This window comes from Ameyamaea chiangmaiensis, from assembly GCF_013376175.1.
Taxonomy (GTDB): Bacteria; Pseudomonadota; Alphaproteobacteria; order Acetobacterales; family Acetobacteraceae; genus Ameyamaea; species Ameyamaea chiangmaiensis.
This window is the reverse complement of record NZ_JABXXR010000019.1, coordinates 1-24,404: the sequence shown is the minus strand read 5'-3', so window position 1 is coordinate 24,404 and position 24,404 is coordinate 1. Positions and strand designations below refer to the sequence as shown.

Genomic DNA, 24,404 nt, shown 5'->3' with positions numbered 1-24,404 from the left:
CGCGCGATTGCAACCGAGACCCGAGCCGGTGGATGCAGGGTGGACATGAAACTAGAGGTTTGCGAGCGCCAGGTTTCTCTCCTGCTCGACTGTCTGAAACTGGGCGCGCTGGAATATGGCTCACTCGCCAGAATTGCCCGGCAAGGCAGCGGCGTCCCCGGATCAATGGTCGACGCCGGCAGGGACGCCCAGCACATTAATGGATACGAGCAAAAACAGTTGGAGGTGAAAGTGCTGATCGAGCGCTTGCGCGTGCTCAGCGCTTCCCCTCACGTGGTGTCGGACGACATCCAGTCCTGCAGCGCGGTTGTGCTGCCGTTTCCTGCGGCTCGGCCGCTGAACCCGGGAGATGAGGGGTGACGGGCCGACTTCGGTTCCCAATCCGGTGACGGGTATGTCGGCGGGACCAGCGGATAAGGATGCGCGTTCTCAAGCCCTGACGCTGCTGGACGCCTTCGGCAACGAGGCACCGGCAAGAGCGCGAGAGCGTATCAACGCGTTTCAGCAGACCGATGATTTCACGATGCTGCGGCACTGGTATCTGGTCGCCGCATATATCAAGGACCTCACAATCGAACGTCGTCGCGAACGTGACACCCGACCCTAAGCGCGTTTTCGCTCCGCAAGGGAACATCAGCCCGCAGAGAACGTGGCTATAGGCAAGGAGCCCTCGCTGAACCGGTCGTCCAGCCCGGGCCCCGGCGTCAGTAACCCATTCCCTCGGCCTCGACCCTCAGGCCGCTCGCGCCGACTCCCGACATACCCAAGGCCCCCGTGCCCATCGGTCCCATCCCATATCCACGGCCTCTACCGAGTCCGGCACCCGATCCGACCGACACCTCGCCGTGCGGCTTGCCATCACTGGCGCGTGATGACTGTGAGGCTTTCGGGTCGCCATACTGGGCATTCAGCAGCGCCGCACGTTCGTCGACCGGTCTTGGTGGTGGCGGGTGCGAACACGCGGCGACGGTAAGGGCCGACCCCACAGCCAGAAGCGTTAAACGCATGTCCGATTTCCCTCATCCTGATCCCGGCGTACGCGCCGGACGTCGACCTGAAAGCGAATTGCCCGCGTCCATGTGAACGACGGCCGCGCGTCACGCGGTATGATCACTATCCGGTTTCAAACGTACGATACATCTCAACTCGCCGCCGCGCTCGCACGCGACGACGGAGAACGGCCATGTGTGACCGCCGTGCGATGACAAGTCCCTCTCGCGTGACCCATGTCGGTAACCGCCGTTTGACGAAACCCGATGGTCGGGGCCACGGAAAGCCCCGCACTCGAGGCAATCGCGGAAGAATGTGCGACGACCAATTGACGAAGATCAATATGTCCACACGAGAAACAGCGTCTGCTCGTGCGCAGAGAACTGTGGAGGCCACCATGCCCGATCATATCGCCGCTACCGGGACGATGAACCGGTTCCAACCGCAACGTTGGCCCCAGCAACATGCAGCGCCTGCCGTGACCGGGCCGCTGCTGCCTGTGCCGTACGTCCCTGCAGGGACCGCGGCGTGCGGTCATCGGTCGGCAGACCCGGCGCGTGCTCTTCGACCGCGCATGTCTGGTGTCCTGCCGTGCGTTGTACATCGGCAAAATGCCCTGGACGTGATCTGAGGGTTCGCCCGGGCGTCACCGCCTGCCACGTCGCGCGGAACGGCGACTGTTAATGTTTCGGTCCAATGCGCGACTGACCGGTCTGGCGGCCGGATCCGACGTCCATGCCCGGACGTCGGATCCGACCCACAGGGTCACTCCCGAATGGAGCGGCCCCTCGTCGCCTTTACGAGCGAGGGTCAGGTGTCGCCGCGACCGGCCATGCGGCCTGCGCGAAGATCTGTCCGTAACCATGAACTTCAGTCACGAACGTCCGATCGCCTTCGAACGCGATCCGCACGGTCGGCGCCAGAGTGCCGCCGATGCGATAGACGGCAGGATTGTCAGGATCATTGTTCGCCGCCGGCACCGTATCGATGAACGACTGCACATACCCGTCCGGATCGACGAAATGGCTGTAGGTCTGATAGGGCGCACTCGACGGGTTGCCCAGTACAAGACCCGACGCGTTCAGTGGCCGATAGGGGCCGAACACACCTTTGTCCGACACGAAGCCATAGACACCGTCCGGCCCTTCGAGACCGCCGGTGTATGTGGAGTGATGGCTAATCGTAAACAGATAGGTCAGGCCATTTTTGAACACGACATGTGGACGCTCGGTCTGGTCGTTGACGCCAAGTGCGGTCACCAGCGGCGGTAGCATCGTCCACTTTGTGAAGTCGCCTGCGTGATAATCGCTGTCCAGTCGTGCAATGCCGATGGCTGCGGCACCGTACTGCGCGCCGGTGCCCACCTCAAAGCCCGGCGGAACCGGTCCCATCTCCGGGCCGGAAATGCTGAACGCGCCGCGCATACCAGCAACGTTTCCTTCAAACAGGCAATACAGCTTGCCATCGGCCGGATTGATAAACGGGTGCGGATCGCGGAAGTCCCAATAAGGATCTTCCTCGGCGTTCGCATAATTCACCCCGTCCGCCTGGAACATTTCGGTGGTGGCGTCAAAGCCCTCGAACCATACACCCTTGTCGTCGGCGTGAATCGTTCCCGTGCTGACGGAAATCACGGACTGGAAATCCGTCTCGTTCGCGCCCGCATACCCGCAGGAGGTGTAGAACATGTCCACCGTATTGGCACTCTCGTCACGCATGACTAGGCCGCCCGACCATTCCCAGGGACGCAGATCGGCCGTCTTTTGCAAAAGTCGTCCGCCCCAGGTCCATTCGACGCCATCTCTGGAATACCAGTATCCGATAAACGCCGAATTATTGCGATTGCGCCATTCGGAAACGATGTTCTGATTGGTCAGGTCCTGTTTTTCGACCGCGAGAGACCAGATGACGTGCCAGCCCTTGAACGTCACGGTCTGGCCGTGGATCGAACGCAGCGCGCCCGTGTCCCAGATCAGCACGGACTCGTCCATGGTCGGAAAGTCATAGGCGATGACAGGCATCGTCGTGGTTGCGTCGTCGGCATGCACCTTCAGCGCGTCGGCGATCCGCCAACGCGAGGTTGAAATAGCGTTCATGAATTTTCCATAAAAAAAGCCGCCCGGAAGGGCGGCTGGATCAAATACGTAACGACGTCATCTGCGTCATTACATCGCCTGATTACGTTGAGTTGCGCGCACTTTCAACCCAGAACAGGCGAATGACGCGCGGCATCAGTATCAGCCAATGCGTCTCGCCTGCTCCGGAAGCATGATGGGAATGCCGTCGTGAATCGGATAGGCAAGGCCTGCGGCTTCACTGACCAGTTCGCTGCGTTCACGGTCATAGATCAGCGGGCCCTTGGTCAGCGGGCATACCAAAAGAGCAAGCAGTTTGGGATCGAGTGGCGTGGAACCAGTCATAATACGAAACTCCGGCCCGAGATCTTACGCGGGCGCATCAAGCATGGTGTGAAGCGCCCGGACCCTGTCGTCGAGGGTCGGTGCTTCAAGAAGCGCCTGTTTTTCGAGTACGTCAAAGGGTGACATCATCGGCAGCGTCGTCAGCAACGACATATCGTCCATGTCGTCAATCAAAGACCACCGTGCACTCAGACCTCGTCGCGCAAAATAGCCGCGAAGAGCGTCCAGCAAACGTGCCCGGTCGAAACTGGGCACGTCCGGTTCCATAAGATCCCCGATGAACGACGACGAATCGATACGCGCGACACGATACCCGCATCGCAGCTTGTCCTCGCGCAGGATCCGAAAACGCGCGATGCCCGTCAGGGCAAGCGCATATGTCCCGTCCGCGCGCTCGGTGAACGAGGTGATCCTGCCCAGACAACCGATGGCGAACAGACCCGGCGACTCGCCGTCGGAGTCGTCTTCCTCACGGCTCGGCTGGACCATGCCGATCAGACGACTCGACGCCAGCGCGTCATCGACAAGCGCACGATAACGCGCCTCGAAGACGTTCAGCGGCAGTTTTCCGCGCGGTAGCAACAGCGCGCCGGGCAGCGGGAAAAGCCCCACCTCGGGCGGGATATCCGCCAAGGTGATGTCCTCAAGGCGCGGCACGCGGCGTCGGGGCGGTGTCAGGTCGGCACGTCCGGTCATGTCAGGAGAAAAGAATCGCGGAAAACTTGCGCCGTGCAGGCAGGGTCGCAGGCTCCGCGTTCCCCCACGCGTCGAAGAACTTCAACAACTGCACACGCGCGGCACCTTCGTTCCAGTCCCGGTCCTGCCTGATGATCGTCAGTAGAGCATCCGCCGCCTCCGCTCGCTTGCCCGCCGCGTTCAAGGCACTCGACAGTTGCAAGAGCGCATCACAATCGTTCGGGTCGGCCGCGATACGCGCCTGCAGACCGTCGATTTCAGACACGGCCTTACGGCCCTCCTGCTTCAACTCCAAGGCGGCACGAGCACCGGTGATCTGTACGTGCTGCACGATCTTCGGCGGTACGTCCGCCAGGGCCGCTTCCGCCTCCTCGTCCTGATCCAGTGCTATCAGCGCACGGATCAGGCCGCCCCAGGCATCCGGGCTTTCCGGTTCCAGCTCCAGCATCTGCCCATACAGCGCCGCCGCCGCGTTGCCGTCGCCCGCCTCGAGCGCCGTCTGAGCCTCGGACAGAAGGTCCTCGGCGGGCATCGCGCCACCCGCAGCCTTCAAAAGGGTGTCGATAAAGCGCCGCACGTCGCTCTCGGGAAGCGCGCCTTGAAACAGATCCACAATCTGGCCTTTCCAGAACGCCGCAACGACCGGAATCGACTGAAGAGGCAGTCCAAGCTGCATCAACTGACGAACCAGCCCCTCATTGCGTTCAATATCGACCTTGACCAGCTTCACCCGTCCGGCGGCCGCGGTCACGAGTTTTTCCAGAACCGGTGTCAACTGTCGGCAGGGACCGCACCATGCCGCCCAGAAGTCCACCAGCACAGGCACGGACTGACTGGCATCGAGCACATCTTCCATGAAGCTGTCCTGCGTCGCATCGACGATCGACGCGCTGCTGGAAGGGCGGGCAGGGGCGCCGGCGGAATCGGTGAAGGATGGTGCCGGAGGCTGTGGACGCTTCTGCCCGATGATGTAGTCCATGGTGATGGTGTCCCGTGTCTGTAGGTGTGATCGGCGTGGCGCGCAGCCCGGAGGGCATCACCATGCACCGACCGCACGATTGCTCAAAGATTGTTTCCCGCGCCGTGCCGCGCAAGATGGGGCGGTCGCGCGAGACGCCAGTGCACACGTAAAAAAAGCCGCGTTCGCCCTTGCGCGGCATCGCCGGTTCCCGTAAAGACCCGTCCCACGGAGTGCGGGCGTAGCTCAGGGGTAGAGCACAACCTTGCCAAGGTTGGGGTCGTGGGTTCGAATCCCATCGCCCGCTCCAGATCATCATACACTGCTAGGTCGACCGCCGCGAAACAACGCGTTGTGGGCGTGTCGCGCGCCGTGAGCCGAGACTCCCAGCCTTACGCCTTGTGCGACAGATTTATGAAATCATTCGCAAAAACGCTCTTGCGCGGCATCGTCGGTTCCCGTAAAGACCCGTCCTACGGAGTGCGGGCGTAGCTCAGGGGTAGAGCACAACCTTGCCAAGGTTGGGGTCGTGGGTTCGAATCCCATCGCCCGCTCCAGACATTTTTGAGACGATTTAAGTGCTGGAACGGCACGCCTGTTCCCGATCTGCGACTTTGGTCAATACGGACCGGCGGTTGCTGCTGTTCGGTGTGAGCGCTCTTCCACTATCGGGCGCACGATGCTCACCTCAACCCCACGCATATCAATGTGGTCCGCGGCCCTATCTTTCATCGCGATAGTGTTCGCCTGAAGGTCGGCCTTCAAAACCGTGCCTCTCTTCATGCTCCAAAGAATGGCACGTCGGCGCTCTGATCTTTGTGAAGGTTGTGTACGCGCCGGTACCGTCGGGCCGCGCGACGCTTCGCGTCTGATATCACCAGAGTGTACGAGTGCCCCTGTGTCAGTAGCCGGACCACGATGCTGGAACTCGCGGAGAAGGGCGGCCAGCCGAACTATTGCGCGGGGTGACGCAAACGGCGAGCGCCGACTGCTGCTGACCTGTGCAACTCGGCTCATACCCGCGATTTCAATAGACGATATCCCGACACGGTGGAGTGGTGGAGCTGAGGGGAATCGAACCCCTGACCTCCTCATTGCGAACGAGGCGCTCTCCCAACTGAGCTACAGCCCCGCCGTGCGGTGAGCGATACATAAAGCCGCCGGCCGACGTGTCAAGCCGATATTGTGCGATCACGGGCACGGAGGTAGGTTTCCCTCCCATTCTCAACGGGAAACCTCTCGTGTTGCTCTCGCTCATTCTGACACTGATCACGTTCTATAAGTGGATCGTCATCCTCTACTGCGTGTTCAGCTTTCTCTACGCCTTCGGGACACTCGACGGCCGTTCGCCGATCGTGTTCCAGATCGGTCGGTTCCTCGCGCGGATGACGGAGCCCGTGCTGACGCCGATCCGGAATATCCTGCCCCGATTCGGCAATGTCGACATCAGCCCCATCGTGCTTCTGTTGCTGATCCAGTATGTTGTCGTACCGCTGGTCGTCAGACTCTACATCTGGCTTGTAATCGGACCACGCGTCAGCTTCTGACGCCCTTTCATGCCACACAAGGAATGAGACCATGCCCGCATTCATCGTCTTCTGCCGCGAAGCGCTCAACGATCCCAAGGAGTTCGATCTCTACAGCAGCAAGGTCGGCGCAACGTTCGAAGGTCATCCCGTAACGCCGCTGGCGGTCTACGGGGAGCAGGAGGTGCTCGAGGGTGATCCGAACGACGGCACCGTCATCCTGCAGTTTCCAACCATGGAGGCCGCGCGAACCTGGTACAACAGCCCCGCCTATCAGGACGCGGTGCAGCATCGGTTCAAGGCGGCGAAATACAACGTGGTGCTCGTGCAGGGCGTGTGACACAGCATGCCCTTCAGGGTGTGTTAACCGCCTCGCCCCATCCTGAAGGGCATGAGCATTGCCCCAGTTGATACCCCGGCCCAGGACGTCCCGCATGCGCTGATCGCCGCGCGGGAGGCCCTTCTCGATGCTGTCGCGCAGGAACCGGGGGGCGCCGTGGCGGCGGCCCAGTCCCTCTACGTGCTGTGGGAACTGGACCTGATATGCAACCAGCCCGATCAGGCCCGGCGTCATCTGGACCGCGCGATCGACCTGTATCCGTTACAATTCAGCGGCGGTAAGGCCGTCTCATCCGACGTACGCCCGTCGGTCCTGTCTCTGGCCGCGCCGGGCGATCTTCAGGCCAATACGCCGCTCTCCCGCCTTCTTGAGCCTGACGTCGCGGTCCACACCCTGTGGATACGTCCCGATACGCCGGATCGGCTGGCCGACGTACGCACCATTATCGATGGTGCCGAGGCAGTGTGGATCAGCATCGCCGAATGCGCGACTCATCGCGACGCGCTGAGTCTGGCCGATCGCGTCGCGCGTCATCTGGGAAAGCCGGTCATCAACGACGGCGCGCGGATCGCCCGCCTGTCCCGGACGGGCAGCGCCCGTCTGCTCGCGGGTATCGATGGGCTGGTCGTGCCCACGACATGTTCGATCGCCGCCGATGCACGTCCCGCAGACTCGCTCTATCCGTGTCTCGTCCGCCCGTCCGACTCCCATGCAGGGCAGGGGCTGGCGCTGGTTCGATCTCACACGGAGTTCGACAGTCTGGTGTCGGACGGGTCCCTCGGGCCGCCGGGACCGCGACAGGCGACCCGGTTCGTCGATTGCCGGGGCGCGGACGGCTTGTTTCGAAAATATCGGATTGTCTTCGTCAATCGGCGACCATACCCGGTTCACCTCGCGATCCACGATGACTGGGCCATCTGGTACTACAATGCCGCGATGGACTGTCATCCCGACCGACGGCGCGAAGAGGCTGCGTTTCTCGGCGACATGCCGCAAACTCTTGGCCCGCAGGCCATGCGCGCCCTTGAACGCATCGCCGAACGTGTCGGCCTCGACTATTTTGGTCTGGATTTCGGGCGTATCGCCGATGGCCGGCTGGCGCTGTTCGAGGTCGAGACCGGGATGCTGGTTCATGACCACGATTCGCCCGCCGTCTATCCCTACAAGTCCCCGGCTATCAGGCGCATTCGCGACGCCGTATCGACCCTCGTCGCCGCACGCTCTGCCAAAAGCGGGTCGGCGAAAGGCCGCGCTCTCGACGACGGTTGAATTCGGGGACATGACGCTGTCATGCTCGCCGGGCAACCGCCATCGGAGCGCGTTCCGGGTGGTCCCAGGGAGTGTAAGATATGAAGACAGTTCTAAAGATGATGGCGGCCGCATTGTCGCTCAGCGTCGTGCTGGCAGGTGCCGCTCCCGTCTCCGCGGCCACGCCGTGCCGGGATGCCAAGGGCAAGTTCATCAAGTGTCCCAAGCCAGCCCCCTGCCGTGATGCAAAGGGCAGGTTCACAAAGTGCGATGCCGGCGCGCCGTCCTGAGCGCAGCGCGTGAAGGGGTGCTATGGCACCCCTTTCCCATGTACCGCACCACACGGCTCCGGCCTGACGTGCGCCGAAGTCACAGTGACAAAAAATTGGCCGCGGCAAAAAAAATTCGGTTGACGACGGAAGAGCGCGGGCTGCTCCACACGCAGTGCTCTTGACGTCATCCCCTCGATATCTGGTAGGTTCTGGCACTCAAACAACGATATATAGTGTCTTCTTTGCTGGCCGCGTCTTCAGCGTGTCAGGCCACCGTCAGACACGGAGAACGCGGATGAGTTTCATCGAAAACACGATCGAGATGACTGAGGCGCCTTCTCATGTGGCCGGTCCGGTCGATGGCCTGACCGAAGAGCAGGCCAATCACGGTACGGCCGACATGTTTGACGATGTCGTGCAGCTCCCCGGCCATCATCCCGTTCGAGTCACGCGCAGCCGCGACGCGCTTCTGACCGATTTCGGCCGGGCGACGCTGGATAACCGGTACCTGTTGCCCGGGGAAAGCTATCAGGACCTGTTCGGGCGCGTTGCATCCTACTATGGCGCCGATCCAGCGCACGCCCAGCGTCTCTACGACTATATCTCGCGCCACTGGTTCATGCCGGCAACGCCGGTGCTGTCCAACGGCGGCACGACGCGCGGACTGCCGATTTCCTGCTTCCTCAATGAAGCCGATGACTCCCTTCAGGGTATCGTCGGCCTGTGGAACGAAAACGTCTGGCTGGCGTCCAAGGGGGGCGGAATCGGGTCCTACTGGGGCAATCTGCGTTCCATCGGCGAAAATGTCGGACGCAACGGCAAGACATCCGGTGTCATCCCGTTCATCCGCGTGATGGACAGCCTGACGCTGGCCATCAGCCAGGGGTCCCTCCGTCGCGGGTCCGCGGCCGTCTATCTGCCCGTCTGGCACCCCGAGGTCGAGGAGTTCGTCGAAATGCGCCGCCCGACCGGCGGCGATCCGAATCGCAAGGCGCTGAACCTTCACCATGGCGTCCTGATCTCCGATGCGTTCATGCGGGCCGTCGCCGAGGACGCGGAGTGGGCGCTGCTTTCGCCCAAGGATGGCTCGCACATCCGCAAGGTGTCGGCACGCTCCTTGTGGATTCGTATCCTGACGGCCCGCATGGAGCAGGGCGAGCCCTACATCATCTATTCCGACCACGTGAACAACGCGCGTCCCGACCATCACAAGCTGGCGGGGCTCGAGGTCAAGACGTCCAACCTGTGCGCGGAAATCACCCTGCCGACCGGGATCGATCATCACGGGCGCCAGCGCACGGCGGTCTGCTGCCTGTCTTCGCTTAATCTCGAAACCTGGGACGAGTGGAAGGATGATCCGCAGTTTATCGAGGACGTGATGCTCTTCCTCGATAACGTGCTGCAGGATTTCATCGACCGCGCCCCAGACGACATGGAGCGCGCGAAATACGCGGCCGCACGCGAACGCTCCGTCGGGCTCGGCGTGATGGGGTTCCACAGCTTTCTGCAGGCACGAGACATTCCGTTTGAAAGCGTGATCGCCAAAGTCTGGAACCGCCGGATCTTCAAACATATCCGCGAACAGGCCAATGCCGCGTCACGCACGCTGGCCGACCTGCGCGGGCCGTGCCCAGATGCGGCGGAATACGGCGTGCATGAGCGCTTTTCCAATAAGCTCGCCATCGCGCCCACCGCGTCAATCTCGATCATCGCGGGTAACGCCAGCCCGGGTATCGAGCCGATTTCCGCGAATGTTTTCCTTCAGAAGACGCTCTCCGGATCGTTTACCGTCCGAAACCGTCATCTGCAGAAGCTTCTGGCCACCAAGGGGCAGGACAATGACGAGGTTTGGTCCTCGATCACCCTGAATAAGGGCAGCGTCCAACACCTGGAATTCCTAAGCCAGCAGGAGAAGGACGTGTTCAAGACCGCGTTCGAGCTCGACCAGCGCTGGGTTGTCGAACACGCCGCCGATCGGGCGCCGTTCATCTGCCAGGCGCAGTCGATCAACCTGTTCCTGCCGGCTGACGTGCACAAACGCGACTTGCACCAGATCCACTATATGGCGTGGAAACGGGGCGTGAAATCGCTCTATTACTGCCGTTCCCTGTCGATCCAGCGCGCCGATGCCGTCTCGACCCTCGCCATCAAAAGCGACGTCATGGACGAAACCAACGATGGACCGATGCCTATTGTAGCCGACAAGCCGGCGTCATCCGGCACAACCTACGATGAGTGCCTGGCCTGTCAGTGATCTCTTGGGGCCGCGTCCGCCACGCAGCCTCGTCCACGGACTAAAACACGCGCTCCGGTTCGGAGCCGTCCGATAATTCCGCGCCTCCTGGGGCGCGGCTTTCGACGTCAAACCCAGTTTTTTTGGAGCCCGCCATGAGCGATGCCCCCCGTCCAAGCGATATCGCTGCCCAGGCCCTCAACGCCGAGCACAACCTTCTGACGTCCAATCCGGTCTACAAGCCGTTCCGCTACCCCTGGGCCTACGACGCGTGGCTGACCCAGCAGCGCGTACACTGGCTGCCCGAAGAAGTGCCGCTGGCCGACGACGTCAAGGACTGGCACCGAAGCCTGACGCCAGGTGAGCAGCATCTGGTGACCCAGATCTTCCGCTTCTTCACCCAGTCGGATGTCGAAGTGAACAACTGTTATATGAAGCACTACAGTCAGGTCTTCAAACCGACGGAAGTGCTGATGATGCTGTCGGCGTTTTCCAATATCGAGACCATCCATATCGCCGCCTACAGCCATCTGCTCGACACGATCGGCATGCCCGAGGCGGAGTATTCGGCCTTCCTCAAATACAAGGAGATGAAGGACAAATACGACTACATGCAGGCTTTCTCGGTCGACAACAAACACGAGATCGCCAAGACGCTGGCCGCTTTCGGCGCCTTTACCGAAGGCCTTCAGTTGTTCGCGTCCTTCGCGATCCTCCTGAACTTCCCCCGCTTCAACAAGCTGAAGGGCATGGGGCAGATCGTGTCATGGTCGGTGCGTGACGAAACTCTGCACTGCCTGTCGATCATCCGTCTGTTCCGTGTCTTCGTGCGTGAAAATCCCGAGATCTGGACCGATCGGCTGCGCAACGAAATCACCGAGGCCTGCTCCATCATCGTCGAACACGAGGACGCGTTTATCGATCTGGCTTTCGAAATGGGCGCCGTCGAAGGCCTCGATGCCGACCAGGTGAAATCCTACATCCGCTTTATCGCCGATCGCCGTCTGACCCAGCTAGGCCTCGACCCGCTTTTTAACACGACGAACAACCCGCTGCCGTGGCTTGATGAAATGCTCAACGCCGTGGAGCATGCCAATTTCTTCGAAAACCGCTCGACGGAATACAGCCGCGCCTCGACCGCGGGCACCTGGGAAGAAGCCTTCGAGGAAAGCGTCTTCCAGTAACGTCGATCTGGCGCGCCCTCCTCAAAACAGGAGCGGTGCGCCGTCGCGCAGGATGGCCTCCACAGCGGAGGTGAAACTTCCGTCCGTACAATGCAGGACAAGCCCGGACAGCAGCTGGCAGTCGCCGCGTCCGTCCTTGCGCCCACGCACAAGAACAAGGCGCGCGGCCTGACCGTCGCGCGGCCACAGCGGCATCAGCGTGACGCTGCCGATATGGGCCTGTCCGAACGCGATGATCGCCTGGTCGACGCAGGCCGCGGGCACGGCCAGCGTCAGCGTTCCCTTCGCGCGCAGCAGGCGACCCATCGCCCCCACCCAGTTTCGGATATCATTGCCGGCCACCTGGGTACGTGCCAGCTGGCGTCGCGCTTCGGGCGGCACGCTAGAACCCGCCCGATGCCAGGGAGGATTGGCGAAGGCATGGTCCACGCGGCCGGACGGTAGACTCGCCAGATCCGCCAGTGCCGGATCGCGCACGTCGGCACACACAAGCCTCAACCCGCGGAACGGATTGGCTGTCAGATTGGCACGTGCCAACGACGCCGTGGCCGGGTCATACTCCACTCCCACGCCCATTACACCGGGAACACGCCAGCCCAGACACAAAAGGCCAGCCGCCGCCCCACATCCGGCTTCGAGAACCGTCTCCCCGACCCGGGCCGGAACGGACGCGGCCAGCAGCACCGGCTCGATACCCGTGCGATGCCCATGGGCGAACTGTGCGTAGCGCACACGGCCGTTCAGCAGGGTGCCTGACGTGCAGGGTGGCCCCGATTCGTCGCCGGACAGAGACTGGCAGGACGGGGAAGGGATCGGTGACCGCTCGGTCATGGAGAGGCTGCCGTGTACCAGATCACGGCCCGGGGCGGCTTGACCGTCCATCCGGCCCCGCTCATATGGTCATGCAAGCGTGCGCCATGGAACCGGGAGAACATCGTTGGGTATTGCCGTCAGCATGTCCGATCGCGGCATAACGCCGGGGGAAGGGCAGGACCACCGCTCGACGTCGGTCCCGGTTGTGGAAGGCGAAAGCGCTCTGCACGCCTTGTCCGACTATCTGCACGACGACATGCAGGCATGCAACCGCGCGATCGTCGAACGGATGGACAGCCCGGTACCGTTGATCCCGCAGCTTGCCGCGCACCTCGTGGCCGCCGGAGGCAAGCGCCTGCGACCGCTGCTGACGCTGGCTGCGGCACGCCTGTGCGGCTATCCCTCTGATGCCGATCACCAGCGTCATGTCGGGCTGGCCGCGTGTGTGGAGTTCATCCACACCGCGACTCTGCTGCATGACGACGTTGTCGACGAAAGCCAGCTTCGGCGCGGTCTGGCCAGCGCCAATGCGGTGTTTGGAAACAAGGCCTCCGTTCTGGTCGGTGACTTCCTGTTCGCGCGCTCGTTCCAGTTGATGACGGCCGATGGCTCGCTGAAAGTGATGGCGATCCTGTCGTCCGCCTCGGCGACGATCGCCGAAGGGGAGGTGCTGCAGATGGCGACGCAGAACGACCTCTCGACATCGGTCGCGCAATATCTCGATGTCATTCACGGCAAGACGGCCGCCCTGTTCGCGGCGGCCTGTCGCGTCGGTGCCGTCGTGGCCGATCGTCCGGACGCCGAAGAGGAGGCCCTGGGTAACTTCGGCACTAATCTCGGCATGGCTTTTCAGCTGGTCGACGACGCCCTGGACTACGCCGCCGATCAGGCGACGCTCGGTAAGACGGTTGGCGACGACTTCCGCGAAGGCAAGATCACGCTGCCGGTGCTGACCGCCTTTGCCGCGGGTTCGGAAGAAGACCGGACGTTCTGGCGGCGGGTGATCGAGGACAATCAGCAAACCGAGGCGGATCTCGACCACGCCTTCGCGCTGATCCGGGACACGGACGCGATCGCCATCACATTGGCGCGTGCCACTGAATATGCCGACGCCGCCAAGGCAGCGCTGTCGATCTTCCCCCCCAGTCGGCTGCGGGACATCCTTCTCGAAACCGCGTCCTACACGGTCAGCCGCGCGCGCTGACCGCCGGGGGGTGGACGTCATCAAACTGACGGATCGCGGCATACCCGAATACGTCGAGGGCTCCGATCAGGCGATCGCCGTCGGCGGGCAACGCGGTAAAATATGCCTCGTCCCGCCGGACGTCGGGCTGGGGCGTTTCGGGCAATGAGGCAAGGCACAGTGCGGCCTGTCGAGCAACGGCCCCCGCCGGGTCGAGCCATGTGACTCCGGGCGGTGAAGCCGCCCTGATCTGGTCGAGTACGAAGGTGTAGTGCGTGCACCCGATTCCGACCACGTCGATGGCGTTGCCGCCGTCCTGCCGGAAAAGCGGTGCGACCTCATCGGCAATCGCGGCCTGATCCACCGGAAGTCCGCGAAACGCCTGTTCCGCCAGACCCGCCAGACCTGGGGCACCATGCGCGATCAGCGCACAGTCAGGGGCATAGGTCTCGCGGAGCATAGTCACATAGGGACGACGAACCGTCGCCCGGGTCGCCAGAAGTCCCAGTGTGCGCGTGCGGCTCAGTCGGGCAGCCCACCGGATCGGCGGAACACAACCTACAAATGGCACGGGAATGCGCGCCCGTAATGCATCGAGCGCGAGGGTGCTGGCCGTGTTGCAGGCGATCACGACGATCTCCGGCCGCAGCCCACGAACGGCATCGTCGATCAGGGTCACGATCCGGTCGATCAGGGGCGCGTCGGGTTGCTCCCCATAGGGAAATAGCGCGGTGTCGGCCAGATAGTCGATCCGCGTTCCCGACGGCAGCGCCGATCGCAGGCAGCGCTGAATCCCCAGCCCCCCGATCCCCGAATCGAACACCAGGACCCGGCGCGCCGGCGTATCGGATGACGTCAGGGGAGGGCGGGACGAAGCAGGCATGCGTGACGGGAACTCTGGCGGCGTTCAGGCGTCCTTGTCTCGCTTGGCCTTGAGCGCCTCGGCTTCCTCCGCGCTTGCGACGCCACCGTGACGGGCGGACCAGCCGCAGGGATCTTCGAGAAAGCGGCGAACCTCCGAGGCAGCATGTTCGGAGAAATAGGGTTGGCCGGCACAGGCTTCCAGCACATCCCACCAGGTGCACAGCGCGTGAAGGGAAATTCCCATATCCGCCAGCGTCCGGTGCGCGCCCGGGAACACGCCGTAGAAGAACACCACGAACGTATGGTCGACGATGGCGCCCGCGTCGCGCAAGGCCTGTGCGAATCGGACTTTGGATGCGCCGTCGGTCGTCAGGTCCTCGACCAGCAACGTGCGCATGCCCTCCGGCACATCGCCCTCGATCTGGGCATTGCGTCCAAAACCCTTGGGCTTCTTGCGGACATACGCCATGGGGGCGAGCATGCGGTCCGCGATCCACGCCGCGAACGGAATACCGGCGGTCTCCCCGCCGACAACGGCGTCGATACTTTCGTACCCGACATGGCGACCGATCTTCTCCACCCCCAGCTCGACGATCTTGCGGCGGGCGCGCGGGAAGAAAATGATTCGACGACAATCGATGTAGACAGGGGACTTCCACCCCGAAGTCAGAGTATAAGGATCCTCGGGCCGGAAATTGACGGCCTTGATCTCCAGAAGGAGCTTGGCGGTCGTGATGGCGGCATCACGGTCCCACTGAGTAATTTCGGGGGCGATCAGGGCGCCGGAGGGTCCGTTCATAGGCTGACATTCCTGTCTGACAAACGTTGCGTGAGGTTGTCGAGGCTTAGCTGCTGATGGCTGGAAAATCCATTCCTGACATACCCCAATCGAGCCGGGGAGGCACATTCGGACACGCGATGCCGCGTGTTTTCGATACGGCGTCCCCGAGCGAGACACCGGTGTGGGTGCTTGAGAACCTGGCAAGCGGTCAGGCCGGCCCCGCACTCTCGCTCGCACGGCGTTTCGGGCACTCCTTCCGGCGGATTCGTCAGGCTATCCATCTGGCGGCGGCGGAGGACGAAGCCCGCGCCAATGGCCAACGCCCGGCGCTGGTCGTCAGCTCGGGTTTCGGCGGGGGAATGCGCGCACTGAGCCTTCGGGCCCGTTACGGATGCCGCCTCGTACACTGCGCCCGCGCGGGCGGCAGCCTGCCGGCCGCCTCATTCGGCTATCCGTTCGATGTTCTGGTCGTGCCGCAGGAAGGCAAATACTCGGCCCGTGTCCTCGGCACGCTCGGCCCGATGAGCCCTGTGTCGCCCATTCTGATCGCCCAGGCGCGCGAACTGTGGCTCGAACGCCTCGCCCATCTCCCCAAACCCCGGGTCACGCTGCTGTTCGGCGGCGGCCCACTGGCAATGGGATCCGTCGAGATCGAAGCCCGCCTGAGTCAGATCGTCTCCCTCGTGCGGGAGCGAAAGGGGTCTGTACTTGCGTGCGTGCTGCCCGGTGCCGATCCGGCCAGCGTACGGCTGTTGAATGCCTCTCTGGCCCACTGCATGCATCTGATCTGGCGGCATGGCGAGCCGGACGAAAATCCGATGCTCGGCTTCATGGGGTGCTCGGATGTCGTCGTCACGATGGCCGTCTCGGCACAGACAATGCTGGAAGCCGCAGCCGCCGACATGCCGGTGTTCGCCGCGGAGTCCGAGGCAACGCTGCTTCGCCGTCCGATCGCCCGTTGCCTGATCAGCAGCGATTTTGTGCGGCCACTCGCGGGCACTTTTTCGCCGTGGTGCCGCACACCACTGGACGAAGCCGGTCGCATATCCAGTGAAATCAAGCGCCTGATGCCGCTCTGACAAGCGTTCACGTATAGATTACGGTCGTTTATGCGCAAGATCGCAGGGCACCCCCGCGTAAACGGCCTTGCGTGTGACGTGCCCGATTTGTAATATGAGGAAATTGCAAATCATTTGCAACAAGAGGATTCGGCACTTGGCCCTTGCAACACCCCGCATCACCCGCAAATGCGAACGCGCTGTCGTCACGGCCTATCGCGAATTGCGCGACGTGGGAACGCCTGACATCCAGGCGTTTGGTGCCTGTACGACGCTGTATCGTATTCATCACCCCGAAGCGTCGATGAATGAGGCCCGCCGTCTGGTGTCCGAGTGGATCGACCACCATGTCGTACGCGAGGCCGACGGCCCGACGCCCGGATGTGAATGCCCCTGATCGCGGGTCAGACCCCGTAACACGCGAGGCGCGGGACCTTGGTCCGGCGCCTTTTTTGTGCCGATCGTCCTGCGCCCGTACCGCGCCTGCGACGTGAAACGCCCGTCATATATGAAATCCCCCTCGCTCGGACGGGCGAGGGGGGCGAACCGCAACCAGCCTCAGAGGCTGGCGGGAATGTCGCGTCGCGGTGAACCGGTGTAGAGCTGGCGGGGGCGGCCGATCCGCTGTCCGGGCTCCTCGATCATCTCTTTCCACTGAGAAATCCAGCCAGTGGTTCGTGCCACAGCAAACAGGACGGTGAACATGGAGGTCGGGATTCCCATCGCCTTGAGGATGATCCCGGAATAGAAATCCACGTTCGGGTAGAGCTTGCGCTTGACGAAATATTCGTCTTCCACCGCGATCCGTTCCAGTTCCACGGCGAGGTCGAGCAGCGGATCGTCCTTGATGCCAAGTTCGTTGAGAACCTCGTGACACGTGGCCTGCATGATCTTCGCCCTTGGGTCGAAGTTCTTGTAAACACGATGACCGAAGCCCATCAGCCGCACGCCGGAGTTCTTGTCCTTCACTTTTTCAATGAAGGCCGGAATATTGTCCCGGTGACCGATCTCAGCCAGCATCTTCAGGACTGCCTCGTTGGCCCCGCCATGCGCCGGCCCCCAGAGCGCGGCGATACCTGCGGCGATACAGGCAAACGGGTTGGCCCCGGTCGATCCGGCGAGACGCACCGTGGACGTCGACGCGTTCTGCTCGTGGTCTGCGTGCAGGATCAGGATGCGGTCCATCGCCCGCGCCAGCACCGGATTGACGACATAGGGCTCGCTCGGCTTGGCGAACATCATCGACAGGAAATTTTCGGCATAGGTCAGATCGTTACGCGGATATACGAACGGCTCGCCCACCGTGTATTTATAGGCCCATGCCGCAATGGTCGGGATCTTGGCGATCAGGCGCAGGGCCGACAGCTCGCGCGAGGCTTCGTTCGAGATGTCGATGCCGTCATGATAGAACGCCGACAGGCCGCCGACCGTGCCGCACATGATTGCCATCGGATGGGCATCACGGCGAAAGCCGTTGAAGAAGTTGCGGATCTGTTCGTGCAGCAGGGTGTGTGATTTGATCACCTGCTCGAACTCGGCGCTTTTCGCCTTGTCGGGGAGTTCTCCGTAAAGAAGCAGGTAGGCCACCTCGGGGAAGGTCGCGCGCTCCGCGAGTTGCTCGATCGGATAGCCGCGATGAAGAAGAACGCCCTTTTCGCCGTCGATGAAGGTGATCTTGCTCTCGCAGGCGGCCGTTTCCCCGTAGCCGGGGTCAAACGTGAAAACATCCAGATCGGCCGCGATGCGCCGAATGTCCAGCACGTCCTGGCCCAGTGTCCCGGTAAGAAGCGGGAACTCCGCCGTCTTTTCGCCGAGTGTTACTTTCGCCGACACACCTGTCGTGCTCATGAGCGGTTCCCCTCCTGTTTCCCGGCGCCAGGCAGCCGGGCGATTGTCATTATTCGACAATTTCTGCTTCCCATCCGCCGAGAGGCGGCGCACGCGGCGCGCCCCATATCGGCGGTCGGATTAAGGAGACGATAGGTTTTAATCCGCTACCAGCGCAACCGCGTGCGCAACGGTTTTGCCCTGCGCAAGAGGGACGCTGATCCGCGTTGGCGCAGGGTCAAAAAACCGCGAGCAACTGCGCTTTCGAACGCTCGATATCCGACCAGTCACCGGGGATCGAAAATACGGCCAGCGTGGCAGGCGGATAAGCCCGCACCGCCGCCTCCGCCGCAAGCGCGTCCGCGCTGCGCAGGGCCAGACCGAGCGCAAAGGAGTGAATGGACGGATTGTGGCCGATCAGCAGCACCGGTCCCATCACGTCTTCACGAGCGGCCAGTTCGCGGGCCAGAGCGTCATCGTGCGCGTTGTAGAGCGCGGGTGGAAACGCCACGGGAACCGATGATGGCAGGTCCAGCCCGGCGAGGGTCTCGCGGGTGCGCCGCGCGGGACTGCACAGCACGAGCGTCGGTAGAATATGCTGGCGCGCGATCCAGGCCCCGACGGCCCGTGCCTGTTCGACGCCCCCGAGCGTAAGCGGACGATCCGCATCCTGTTCGCCCGGACGCGCATCCCGCGCCGTGGCGTGACGCAGAAGCAGCAGTCGCGCATCTGAAACCTCGCCCGTGCCGACCGCTGTCACGAGGCCAGGGCCCCGTCGGCGGACTGGCCACGCGCGATGGCCTCGTGATGACGGATAACCTCACGGATGATGAACGCCAGAAACTTCTCGGCGAAATCGGGGTCCAGACGCGCCGACACCGCCAGCGCGCGCAGACGCTCGATCTGCTGCGCCTCGCGCGTGGGGTCGGCGGCGGGAAGGGAAAAACGCGCCTTCAGCGCACCGACATCTTGCGTGTGACGAAACCGCTCGGCCAGCATGTGAATCAGCGCCGCATCGATATTGTCGATGCTCTGCCGCAGACGCAGCAGTTCCGCCTGCGCATCGGCGTGGGGGGCCGGGGAAGGGGGCGTATCCGTCATCGGGTCTCCATCATGTCAGGCGGTCGGATGGCGCCTTGTGTGCGACAATCCTGCCTCGCGCGCCAGAGGGAACACGTCGGACACAGGCGGTTTTGCCGATGGCGTATCGTCGTGACGCCTCAGACGTCGTCGGGCAGGTCGATCCACGCCAGATGGCCGCCCTTTCCCGCACCGAGGTCGGTGAACACCGCCGTTCCGCCCGCCCGACCGGTCCGCACCCACGGACGCCCGTCGGTCGAACGCCGGTCGTGTCCACAATACACCGTAAAGCCGGGTGGAATATGGTCGATCCAATTCAGCCGCCGCTCCGGATAGCCGTCTTTCTGCATGCGGCCGGTCGTCTCGCCAAACAACGCGCGCGACAGAAGCGGTGTCACGGCGCCCAGACCCGGCGGTGCGGGCTGCTGAAGCATCTGAGTATGAAAACCGCCATGGACGAACACGCGCCGCCCCAGCACGATCCAAGGCGGTGCCCGGTTGATCTCGAACAGCGCGCGATCGCGGATATCATCGTTCTCGGGGTCGAACAGTGCCCGAACCGTATGTTCCAGCGGGGGATCGCGCCTTATCTTCCGTCCCGAGAGGGCGCGCGCAAGCTTACGGTCATGATTGCCCAGGACAAACAGCCCCCGACGCTCGTCGATCAGCCGGGTCATCAGACGCAGGGCGCCGGGGGAGTCGGGCCCGTGGTCGACGAGGTCGCCAAGCTGGATGACGAATCGGTCGGTCGCAACGGCATGGCGAAATGCGTCGACATCCCCATGCACATCGCCCACGACGCGAATGCGACGCCCGCCGACCAGATCGGACAGCGACACCGTGTCCATCGTCGCAACCGTTACGGGATCGACGGAAAGGGGCACATCGTGATGAATGGAGTCCTCGCTGAGTGATCGGTCATGCAATGTCTGCGGGAGGCAATTTCTTATTGATTACGCGGCTCTTACGGATTCTGAAAGTCCGCTGATCAGATGGTGTCGCCGCGACGGAATGACAAGCGCGCCGGGCTCATCTGCGTGTAGCGCAGTCGGGTCACAGGCATTTGTCGTGACGGGCCGTGACCCGCGCGCACAGATCACACAAGACGGAGGCACGTCCACGTGCACCTGATCGTGGCAGAAGAAAATTTACGGACGGGGAATATTCATGATCGACCACAGTCGTATCCGGAGCGCCGCACTGCGCACGCGTGTCTGCACCGCGGACGAAGCGGCGTCACTTATCGAGCCGGGTAACGTCGTCGGCACCAGCGGTTTTACCGGGTCGGGTTACCCGAAAGCCGTGCCGGAGGCGCTGGCCGCACGGATCTCCGACGCGCACGCGCAGGGTAATCCGTTTAAGGTCAGCCTGTTGACCGGCGCTTCGACAGGACCTGAGCTTGACGGTGCCCTGGCGCAGGTCGACGGCGTCTCGTTCCGCTCGCCATTCAACACCGATGCGACGATGCGGGCGAACATCAACAGCGCCAAGACCGACTATCTCGACATGCATCTCGGCCATCTCGGGCCACAGGTGTGGCAGGGGTATTACGGCGACATGGATGTCGCGGTGGTCGAGGCGACGGCGATCCGCGAAGACGGAACGGTCGTCCCGAGTTCATCGGTCGGCAATAGCAAGGTCTGGGTCGAACAGGCCCGCAAGGTCATCATCGAGGTCAACAGCTGGCAGTCGCCGGACCTCGAAGGTATGCACGACATCTGGTACGGCACGGCGCTGCCGCCCCACCGCCAGCCCATCCCCTGCACCCGCCCCGATGACCGCTTCGGCGACACCGCGTTGCGGATCGACCCCGACAAGATCGTGGCGGTGGTCGAGCATCACGGCCCGGACCGCAACGCGCCGTTTTCCCCCCCCGATGCCACGGCGGAGGCGATCGCCGGCTACATCATCGACTTCCTCAGCCACGAAGTGAAAAGGGGTCGCCTGCCGCCGTCGCTGCTGCCGCTTCAGTCCGGCGTGGGGAACGTCGCCAACGCCGTGCTCGGTGGCCTGGAAAACAGCCCGTTCGACAATCTCACGGCCTATACCGAGGTCATCCAAGACGGGATGCTCGGAATGCTCAAGACCGGCAAGATGCGGGTCGCCTCCGCTACCGCGTTCTCGCTGAGCCCGGAAGCGGCCGAAGAGATCAACGACAACATGAAGTTCTATTCGGACAAGATCATTCTGCGTCCGCAGGACATCAGCAACCATCCCGAAGTCATCCGTCGCCTGGGCTGCATCGGCATGAACGGACTGATCGAGGCCGACATCTATGGCAACGTGAACTCCACGCACGTCATGGGTTCACGGATGCAGAACGGCATCGGCGGTTCGGGCGATTTCACGCGCAACGCCTATATCTCGATGTTCATGACCCCATCGACGGCCAAGGGCGGCAAGATATCGGCCATCGTGCCGATGTGTTCCCACGTCGATCACATCACGCAGGACGTGCAGGTCGTGGTGACCGAACAGGGGCTGGCCGATCTGCGCGGGCTCGCGCCGCGACACCGCGCGGAACTGATCATCGAGAAATGCGCGCATCCGACCTATCGCCCGATGCTGCTGGAATACTACCGTGCCGCGCGGGACCACTCGTTCGGCCAGCACGCGCCCCATCTGCTGGATCGTGCCCTGTCGTGGCATCAGCGCTTTGTCGAAACCGGCAGCATGCTGCCGGCCTGAGGCACCGAAACGGGGAGGCCTTCGGGCCTCCTCACACCGGCCGGGGCGGGATCTCTGTCCTGCCTCGGCCGGATGCCGTCAGCGGGCGGTCGCCTCGTCGGTGACCAGAATATCGATGGGCTGGGCGTTGAGTTCGTGACGATCGTCCGATGTCAGGCCGACGCTGCTGGCGATCACGACCGCCGCATCATGGTGGGCCTGAGCGAACAAATGACGATCCGTCGCGTTCTGCACATACAACGCGTAGGGATGCCCGTGCGCCATCGCATGCGCACGGTGGATATCCTTGATAGACCGCACCGGCATCGCGACCATGACATGCGGGTCGGCGCTGAACGCGGCCTGCGCACCCATCGGATCAGGCTCATTGATGATGACGCGCTCGGCCATGCGGGCATGCCGGACCAAAGAGGCGACAAGTGCTGGCTCTATGTCGTGGACATTGAGCATTAGCAGCATGCTCGGTGTCGCGCGGGCCCAACTCAGCACTTCAGTCAGTCGACGCATGCCACCGGTTCGGGTCGACAGGCCGGCGACCATGACATGGCCGTCGGGTGCCTGGACCAGATCCAGAACCGTCATGTCCGGCCCGAGTGGCGAAAGAGGGGCATCGAGCCAAGCGGCAAGATGCACGTCGCAGACGATCCGGCTGTGCTGGATACGCGCCAGAACCGTGTCGGCATGCGTCTCGTGCCAGAAGAGAGCGCCGGTCCCCGCCAGAACGGCACCGACGCAGATCGCGGCGCGCCGCATGCAACGATGCATCGCCCGGCGGTGAAGTACGGGACACGTGCCGACAGTGTCAGGTGAGGACATCAGAGGTCTCGAGACGGGCATGGCCGGCCAGTTCAGCGGCAACCCCGAGGTCTACAGATAGAACGCGGCTCACGCCCCGTTCCTGCATTGTCACGCCGTAAAGCCGATCCATGTGCGCCATAGTCAATTGATGGTGGGTCACAACCAGAAACCGCGTCCCCGCCTCGGCCACCATATCCCCGAGCAATGAGCAGAAACGCCCTACGTTCGCGTCGTCCAGCGGCGCGTCGACCTCGTCCAATACGCAGACGGGGGCCGGATTGCAACGAAATACGGCAAAAATGAGCGACAGCGCGGTCAGCGCCTGTTCGCCACCCGACAGAAGCGACAGGGTGGCGAGCTTCTTGCCCGGGGGCTGGGCGTAAATCTCCAGACCGGCCATCAGCGGATCGTCGTCGCCAACCATGGCCAGATGCGCCTTGCCGCCACCGAACATGCGCGAAAAAAGCGCCTGGAAATGGCGATCGATCTCGGTGAACACGGCCATCAGCCGCTCCCGCCCTTCGCGGTTCAGGGCACCGATCGACCCGCGCAGCTTCGCGATCGCGCTTTCCAGGTCGCCGCGCTCGCGCACGATGACATCCATCCTTTCGCGCGCCGTATCGGCTTCCAGCTCCGCGCGGAGATTGACCGGGCCCAGATCCTCGCGCTCGCGCGTAAGCCGGCTGATCTTGCGCCGCAGACTGCTCTCCGCGCTCTCGGTCAGATCGGTGGGCGTGATCCCCGGGGGCGGCGGGCTCTCCGCCAGTAACGCGTCCAGAACGGCGCGCGCCTGATCGCTGCGCCCCTCGGACCGCACGACCTCCTCACGCGCCTGCGCCAGAGCCGTCTCGGCATCACGCCGGTCGATCTGCGCCTGTACCAGCCGGGCTTCGGCTGCCTGACGGGCCTCATCGGAGGCTTTCCAGCGGGCTTCGGCCTCCTCCAGGGCGGAGACGGTCTCATCGCGATGACGCTGCGCCGCGTCCGGCAGGGCGGCGACGCGGGCATGTTCGACGCGGGCACTGTCCGTGCGGCCCTGTAGCGCCGCGAGATCGGTGACGCCGGCGGCGAGCCGCTCCGCCCACTCCACCACCGCGCCGGACAGGGTCGTCTCGCGCGCGTTCAGGCTCGCCTGTTCCGCGGTCAGGGCCTCCAGCCCCTCGCGCGCCCGGTTTTCATCGGCCCGTATCGTCGCGATGCTGCCCTGGAGCGCGTCGATCCCTGCGTCGAGCGTTCCCAGATCCGGAAGGGCCGCCGCATCCGCATCCAGTGCCCCCAGCAACGTGTCGATCTCGCCCAGCTCCAGCGCCACGGCCGCTTGCCCGGGGGCAAGCGCCTCGATCCGTGAGAGGCGTTCTACCCGCGCGGTCCGCGTCGCAGTGGCCTCACTCCGGCACGCCTCGACCGCGTGTTCGGCCTCGCGCAGCGCCCGGTCGGCGTGTTCC

General features: G+C 63.2%; 24 protein-coding genes, 3 tRNA genes and 1 pseudogene. 13 read left to right on the top strand and 15 right to left on the bottom strand.

The genetic code is table 11. The annotated features are described in order from the left end of the window. Positions 1-45: 45 nt before the first annotated feature. Positions 46-360: a hypothetical protein gene (locus HUK82_RS04730; RefSeq protein ID WP_176612847.1), complete on the top strand. Its 315-nt coding sequence runs from the start codon at positions 46-48 to the stop codon at positions 358-360. Between the two features lie 34 nt (positions 361-394). After that, a complete protein-coding gene (locus HUK82_RS04725) occupies positions 395-607 on the top strand; it encodes a hypothetical protein (RefSeq protein ID WP_176612846.1) in 213 nt (70 codons plus the stop codon). A 97-nt stretch (positions 608-704) separates the two neighbouring features. On the opposite strand, the gene HUK82_RS04720 is transcribed toward HUK82_RS04725, so the two are convergent. The 5 genes from HUK82_RS04720 to HUK82_RS04700 all read right to left on the bottom strand — a co-directional run bounded on the left by HUK82_RS04720 (position 705) and on the right by HUK82_RS04700 (position 5,085). Beyond that, positions 705-1,007, bottom strand: a complete 303-nt coding sequence (locus tag HUK82_RS04720) for a hypothetical protein (protein WP_176612845.1) — start codon at positions 1,005-1,007, stop codon at positions 705-707. 780 nt (positions 1,008-1,787) lie between these two features. After that, positions 1,788-3,086: a glycoside hydrolase family 68 protein gene (locus tag HUK82_RS04715; protein WP_176612844.1), complete on the bottom strand. Its 1,299-nt coding sequence runs from the start codon at positions 3,084-3,086 to the stop codon at positions 1,788-1,790. Positions 3,087-3,227: 141 nt separating this feature from the next. Beyond that, complete coding sequence (locus HUK82_RS04710) at positions 3,228-3,410, bottom strand: Trm112 family protein (protein WP_176612843.1); 183 nt, start codon at positions 3,408-3,410, stop codon at positions 3,228-3,230. Positions 3,411-3,434: 24 nt separating this feature from the next. Further along, complete coding sequence (locus HUK82_RS04705; RefSeq protein ID WP_176612842.1) at positions 3,435-4,106, bottom strand: LON peptidase substrate-binding domain-containing protein; 672 nt, start codon at positions 4,104-4,106, stop codon at positions 3,435-3,437. Between the two features lies 1 nt (position 4,107). Further along, positions 4,108-5,085: a tetratricopeptide repeat protein gene (locus HUK82_RS04700; RefSeq protein ID WP_176612841.1), complete on the bottom strand. Its 978-nt coding sequence runs from the start codon at positions 5,083-5,085 to the stop codon at positions 4,108-4,110. A 214-nt stretch (positions 5,086-5,299) separates the two neighbouring features. Here HUK82_RS04700 and HUK82_RS04695 point away from each other — a divergent pair. Further along, a tRNA-Gly gene (locus HUK82_RS04695) sits at positions 5,300-5,374 on the top strand. Positions 5,375-5,546: 172 nt separating this feature from the next. Next, positions 5,547-5,621, top strand: a tRNA-Gly gene (locus HUK82_RS04690). Between the two features lie 499 nt (positions 5,622-6,120). Here the strand turns inward: HUK82_RS04690 and HUK82_RS04685 are convergent. Then, positions 6,121-6,196: transfer RNA gene (locus HUK82_RS04685), tRNA-Ala, on the bottom strand. A 109-nt stretch (positions 6,197-6,305) separates the two neighbouring features. On the opposite strand from HUK82_RS04685, the gene HUK82_RS04680 reads away from it, so the two are divergent. The 5 genes from HUK82_RS04680 (at position 6,306) to HUK82_RS04660 (ending at position 11,867) form a co-directional block, all read left to right on the top strand. Further along, positions 6,306-6,611 (top strand): YggT family protein, encoded by a 306-nt coding sequence (locus HUK82_RS04680; RefSeq protein ID WP_264802235.1) that lies wholly within the window; start codon positions 6,306-6,308, stop codon positions 6,609-6,611. Positions 6,612-6,642: 31 nt separating this feature from the next. Next, on the top strand, positions 6,643-6,930 hold the full coding sequence (locus HUK82_RS04675) for a DUF1330 domain-containing protein (RefSeq protein ID WP_176612840.1): 288 nt from the start codon (positions 6,643-6,645) through the stop codon (positions 6,928-6,930). A gap of 51 nt (positions 6,931-6,981) precedes the next feature. Beyond that, positions 6,982-8,199, top strand: coding sequence for an ATP-grasp domain-containing protein (locus HUK82_RS04670; RefSeq protein ID WP_176612839.1), 1,218 nt, complete (start codon positions 6,982-6,984; stop codon positions 8,197-8,199). 651 nt (positions 8,200-8,850) lie between these two features. Further along, positions 8,851-10,704: a ribonucleoside-diphosphate reductase subunit alpha gene (locus tag HUK82_RS04665; RefSeq protein WP_246495475.1), complete on the top strand. Its 1,854-nt coding sequence runs from the start codon at positions 8,851-8,853 to the stop codon at positions 10,702-10,704. 134 nt (positions 10,705-10,838) lie between these two features. Next, the gene (locus HUK82_RS04660) at positions 10,839-11,867 is read left to right on the top strand and encodes a ribonucleotide-diphosphate reductase subunit beta (RefSeq protein ID WP_176612838.1); all 1,029 of its coding nucleotides are present in this window, start codon (positions 10,839-10,841) and stop codon (positions 11,865-11,867) included. 21 nt (positions 11,868-11,888) lie between these two features. Here HUK82_RS04660 and HUK82_RS04655 read toward each other — a convergent pair whose 3' ends face one another. Continuing rightward, positions 11,889-12,749: a tRNA1(Val) (adenine(37)-N6)-methyltransferase gene (locus HUK82_RS04655; protein ID WP_246495442.1), complete on the bottom strand. Its 861-nt coding sequence runs from the start codon at positions 12,747-12,749 to the stop codon at positions 11,889-11,891. A 55-nt stretch (positions 12,750-12,804) separates the two neighbouring features. Here HUK82_RS04655 and HUK82_RS04650 point away from each other — a divergent pair, with 55 nt between their 5' ends. Then, positions 12,805-13,884 carry a polyprenyl synthetase family protein gene (locus HUK82_RS04650; RefSeq protein ID WP_246495439.1) on the top strand — a complete coding sequence of 360 codons (1,080 nt, stop codon included), beginning with the start codon at positions 12,805-12,807 and terminating at the stop codon, positions 13,882-13,884. On the opposite strand, the gene HUK82_RS04645 is transcribed toward HUK82_RS04650, so the two are convergent. Both HUK82_RS04645 and HUK82_RS04640 read right to left on the bottom strand, forming a co-directional pair. Then, the gene (locus HUK82_RS04645) at positions 13,868-14,746 is read right to left on the bottom strand and encodes a glutamate racemase (protein ID WP_176612837.1); all 879 of its coding nucleotides are present in this window, start codon (positions 14,744-14,746) and stop codon (positions 13,868-13,870) included. The two genes, HUK82_RS04650 and HUK82_RS04645, sit on opposite strands and share 17 nt — an antisense overlap. A 24-nt stretch (positions 14,747-14,770) precedes the next feature. Beyond that, positions 14,771-15,526 carry an orotate phosphoribosyltransferase gene (locus tag HUK82_RS04640; RefSeq protein ID WP_176612836.1) on the bottom strand — a complete coding sequence of 252 codons (756 nt, stop codon included), beginning with the start codon at positions 15,524-15,526 and terminating at the stop codon, positions 14,771-14,773. Between the two features lie 119 nt (positions 15,527-15,645). On the opposite strand from HUK82_RS04640, the gene HUK82_RS04635 reads away from it, so the two are divergent. Then, the gene (locus HUK82_RS04635) at positions 15,646-16,587 is read left to right on the top strand and encodes an ELM1/GtrOC1 family putative glycosyltransferase (RefSeq protein WP_176612835.1); all 942 of its coding nucleotides are present in this window, start codon (positions 15,646-15,648) and stop codon (positions 16,585-16,587) included. Between the two features lie 136 nt (positions 16,588-16,723). Then, the gene (locus tag HUK82_RS04630) at positions 16,724-16,963 is read left to right on the top strand and encodes a hypothetical protein (protein ID WP_246495437.1); all 240 of its coding nucleotides are present in this window, start codon (positions 16,724-16,726) and stop codon (positions 16,961-16,963) included. A gap of 161 nt (positions 16,964-17,124) precedes the next feature. Here HUK82_RS04630 and gltA read toward each other — a convergent pair whose 3' ends face one another. The 4 genes from gltA to HUK82_RS04610 form a co-directional block, all read right to left on the bottom strand. After that, positions 17,125-18,414 (bottom strand): citrate synthase, encoded by a 1,290-nt coding sequence (gene gltA, locus HUK82_RS04625; protein ID WP_176612833.1) that lies wholly within the window; start codon positions 18,412-18,414, stop codon positions 17,125-17,127. A gap of 217 nt (positions 18,415-18,631) precedes the next feature. Beyond that, positions 18,632-19,153 (bottom strand): SixA phosphatase family protein, encoded by a 522-nt coding sequence (locus tag HUK82_RS04620; RefSeq protein ID WP_176612832.1) that lies wholly within the window; start codon positions 19,151-19,153, stop codon positions 18,632-18,634. Continuing rightward, the gene (locus HUK82_RS04615) at positions 19,150-19,494 is read right to left on the bottom strand and encodes a chorismate mutase (protein WP_176612831.1); all 345 of its coding nucleotides are present in this window, start codon (positions 19,492-19,494) and stop codon (positions 19,150-19,152) included. The genes HUK82_RS04620 and HUK82_RS04615 overlap by 4 nt, the downstream gene beginning before the upstream one ends. 119 nt (positions 19,495-19,613) lie before the next feature. Further along, positions 19,614-20,321 (bottom strand): metallophosphoesterase, encoded by a 708-nt coding sequence (locus tag HUK82_RS04610; RefSeq protein ID WP_176612830.1) that lies wholly within the window; start codon positions 20,319-20,321, stop codon positions 19,614-19,616. A gap of 319 nt (positions 20,322-20,640) precedes the next feature. On the opposite strand from HUK82_RS04610, the gene HUK82_RS04605 reads away from it, so the two are divergent. After that, positions 20,641-22,161 carry an acetyl-CoA hydrolase/transferase family protein gene (locus HUK82_RS04605; RefSeq protein ID WP_176612829.1) on the top strand — a complete coding sequence of 507 codons (1,521 nt, stop codon included), beginning with the start codon at positions 20,641-20,643 and terminating at the stop codon, positions 22,159-22,161. Between the two features lie 78 nt (positions 22,162-22,239). Here the strand turns inward: HUK82_RS04605 and HUK82_RS04600 are convergent, their stop codons facing one another. After that, complete coding sequence (locus HUK82_RS04600; RefSeq protein WP_176612828.1) at positions 22,240-22,914, bottom strand: hypothetical protein; 675 nt, start codon at positions 22,912-22,914, stop codon at positions 22,240-22,242. Between the two features lie 49 nt (positions 22,915-22,963). After that, positions 22,964-24,404, bottom strand: a pseudogene (locus tag HUK82_RS04595) (AAA family ATPase); the annotation flags it as partial.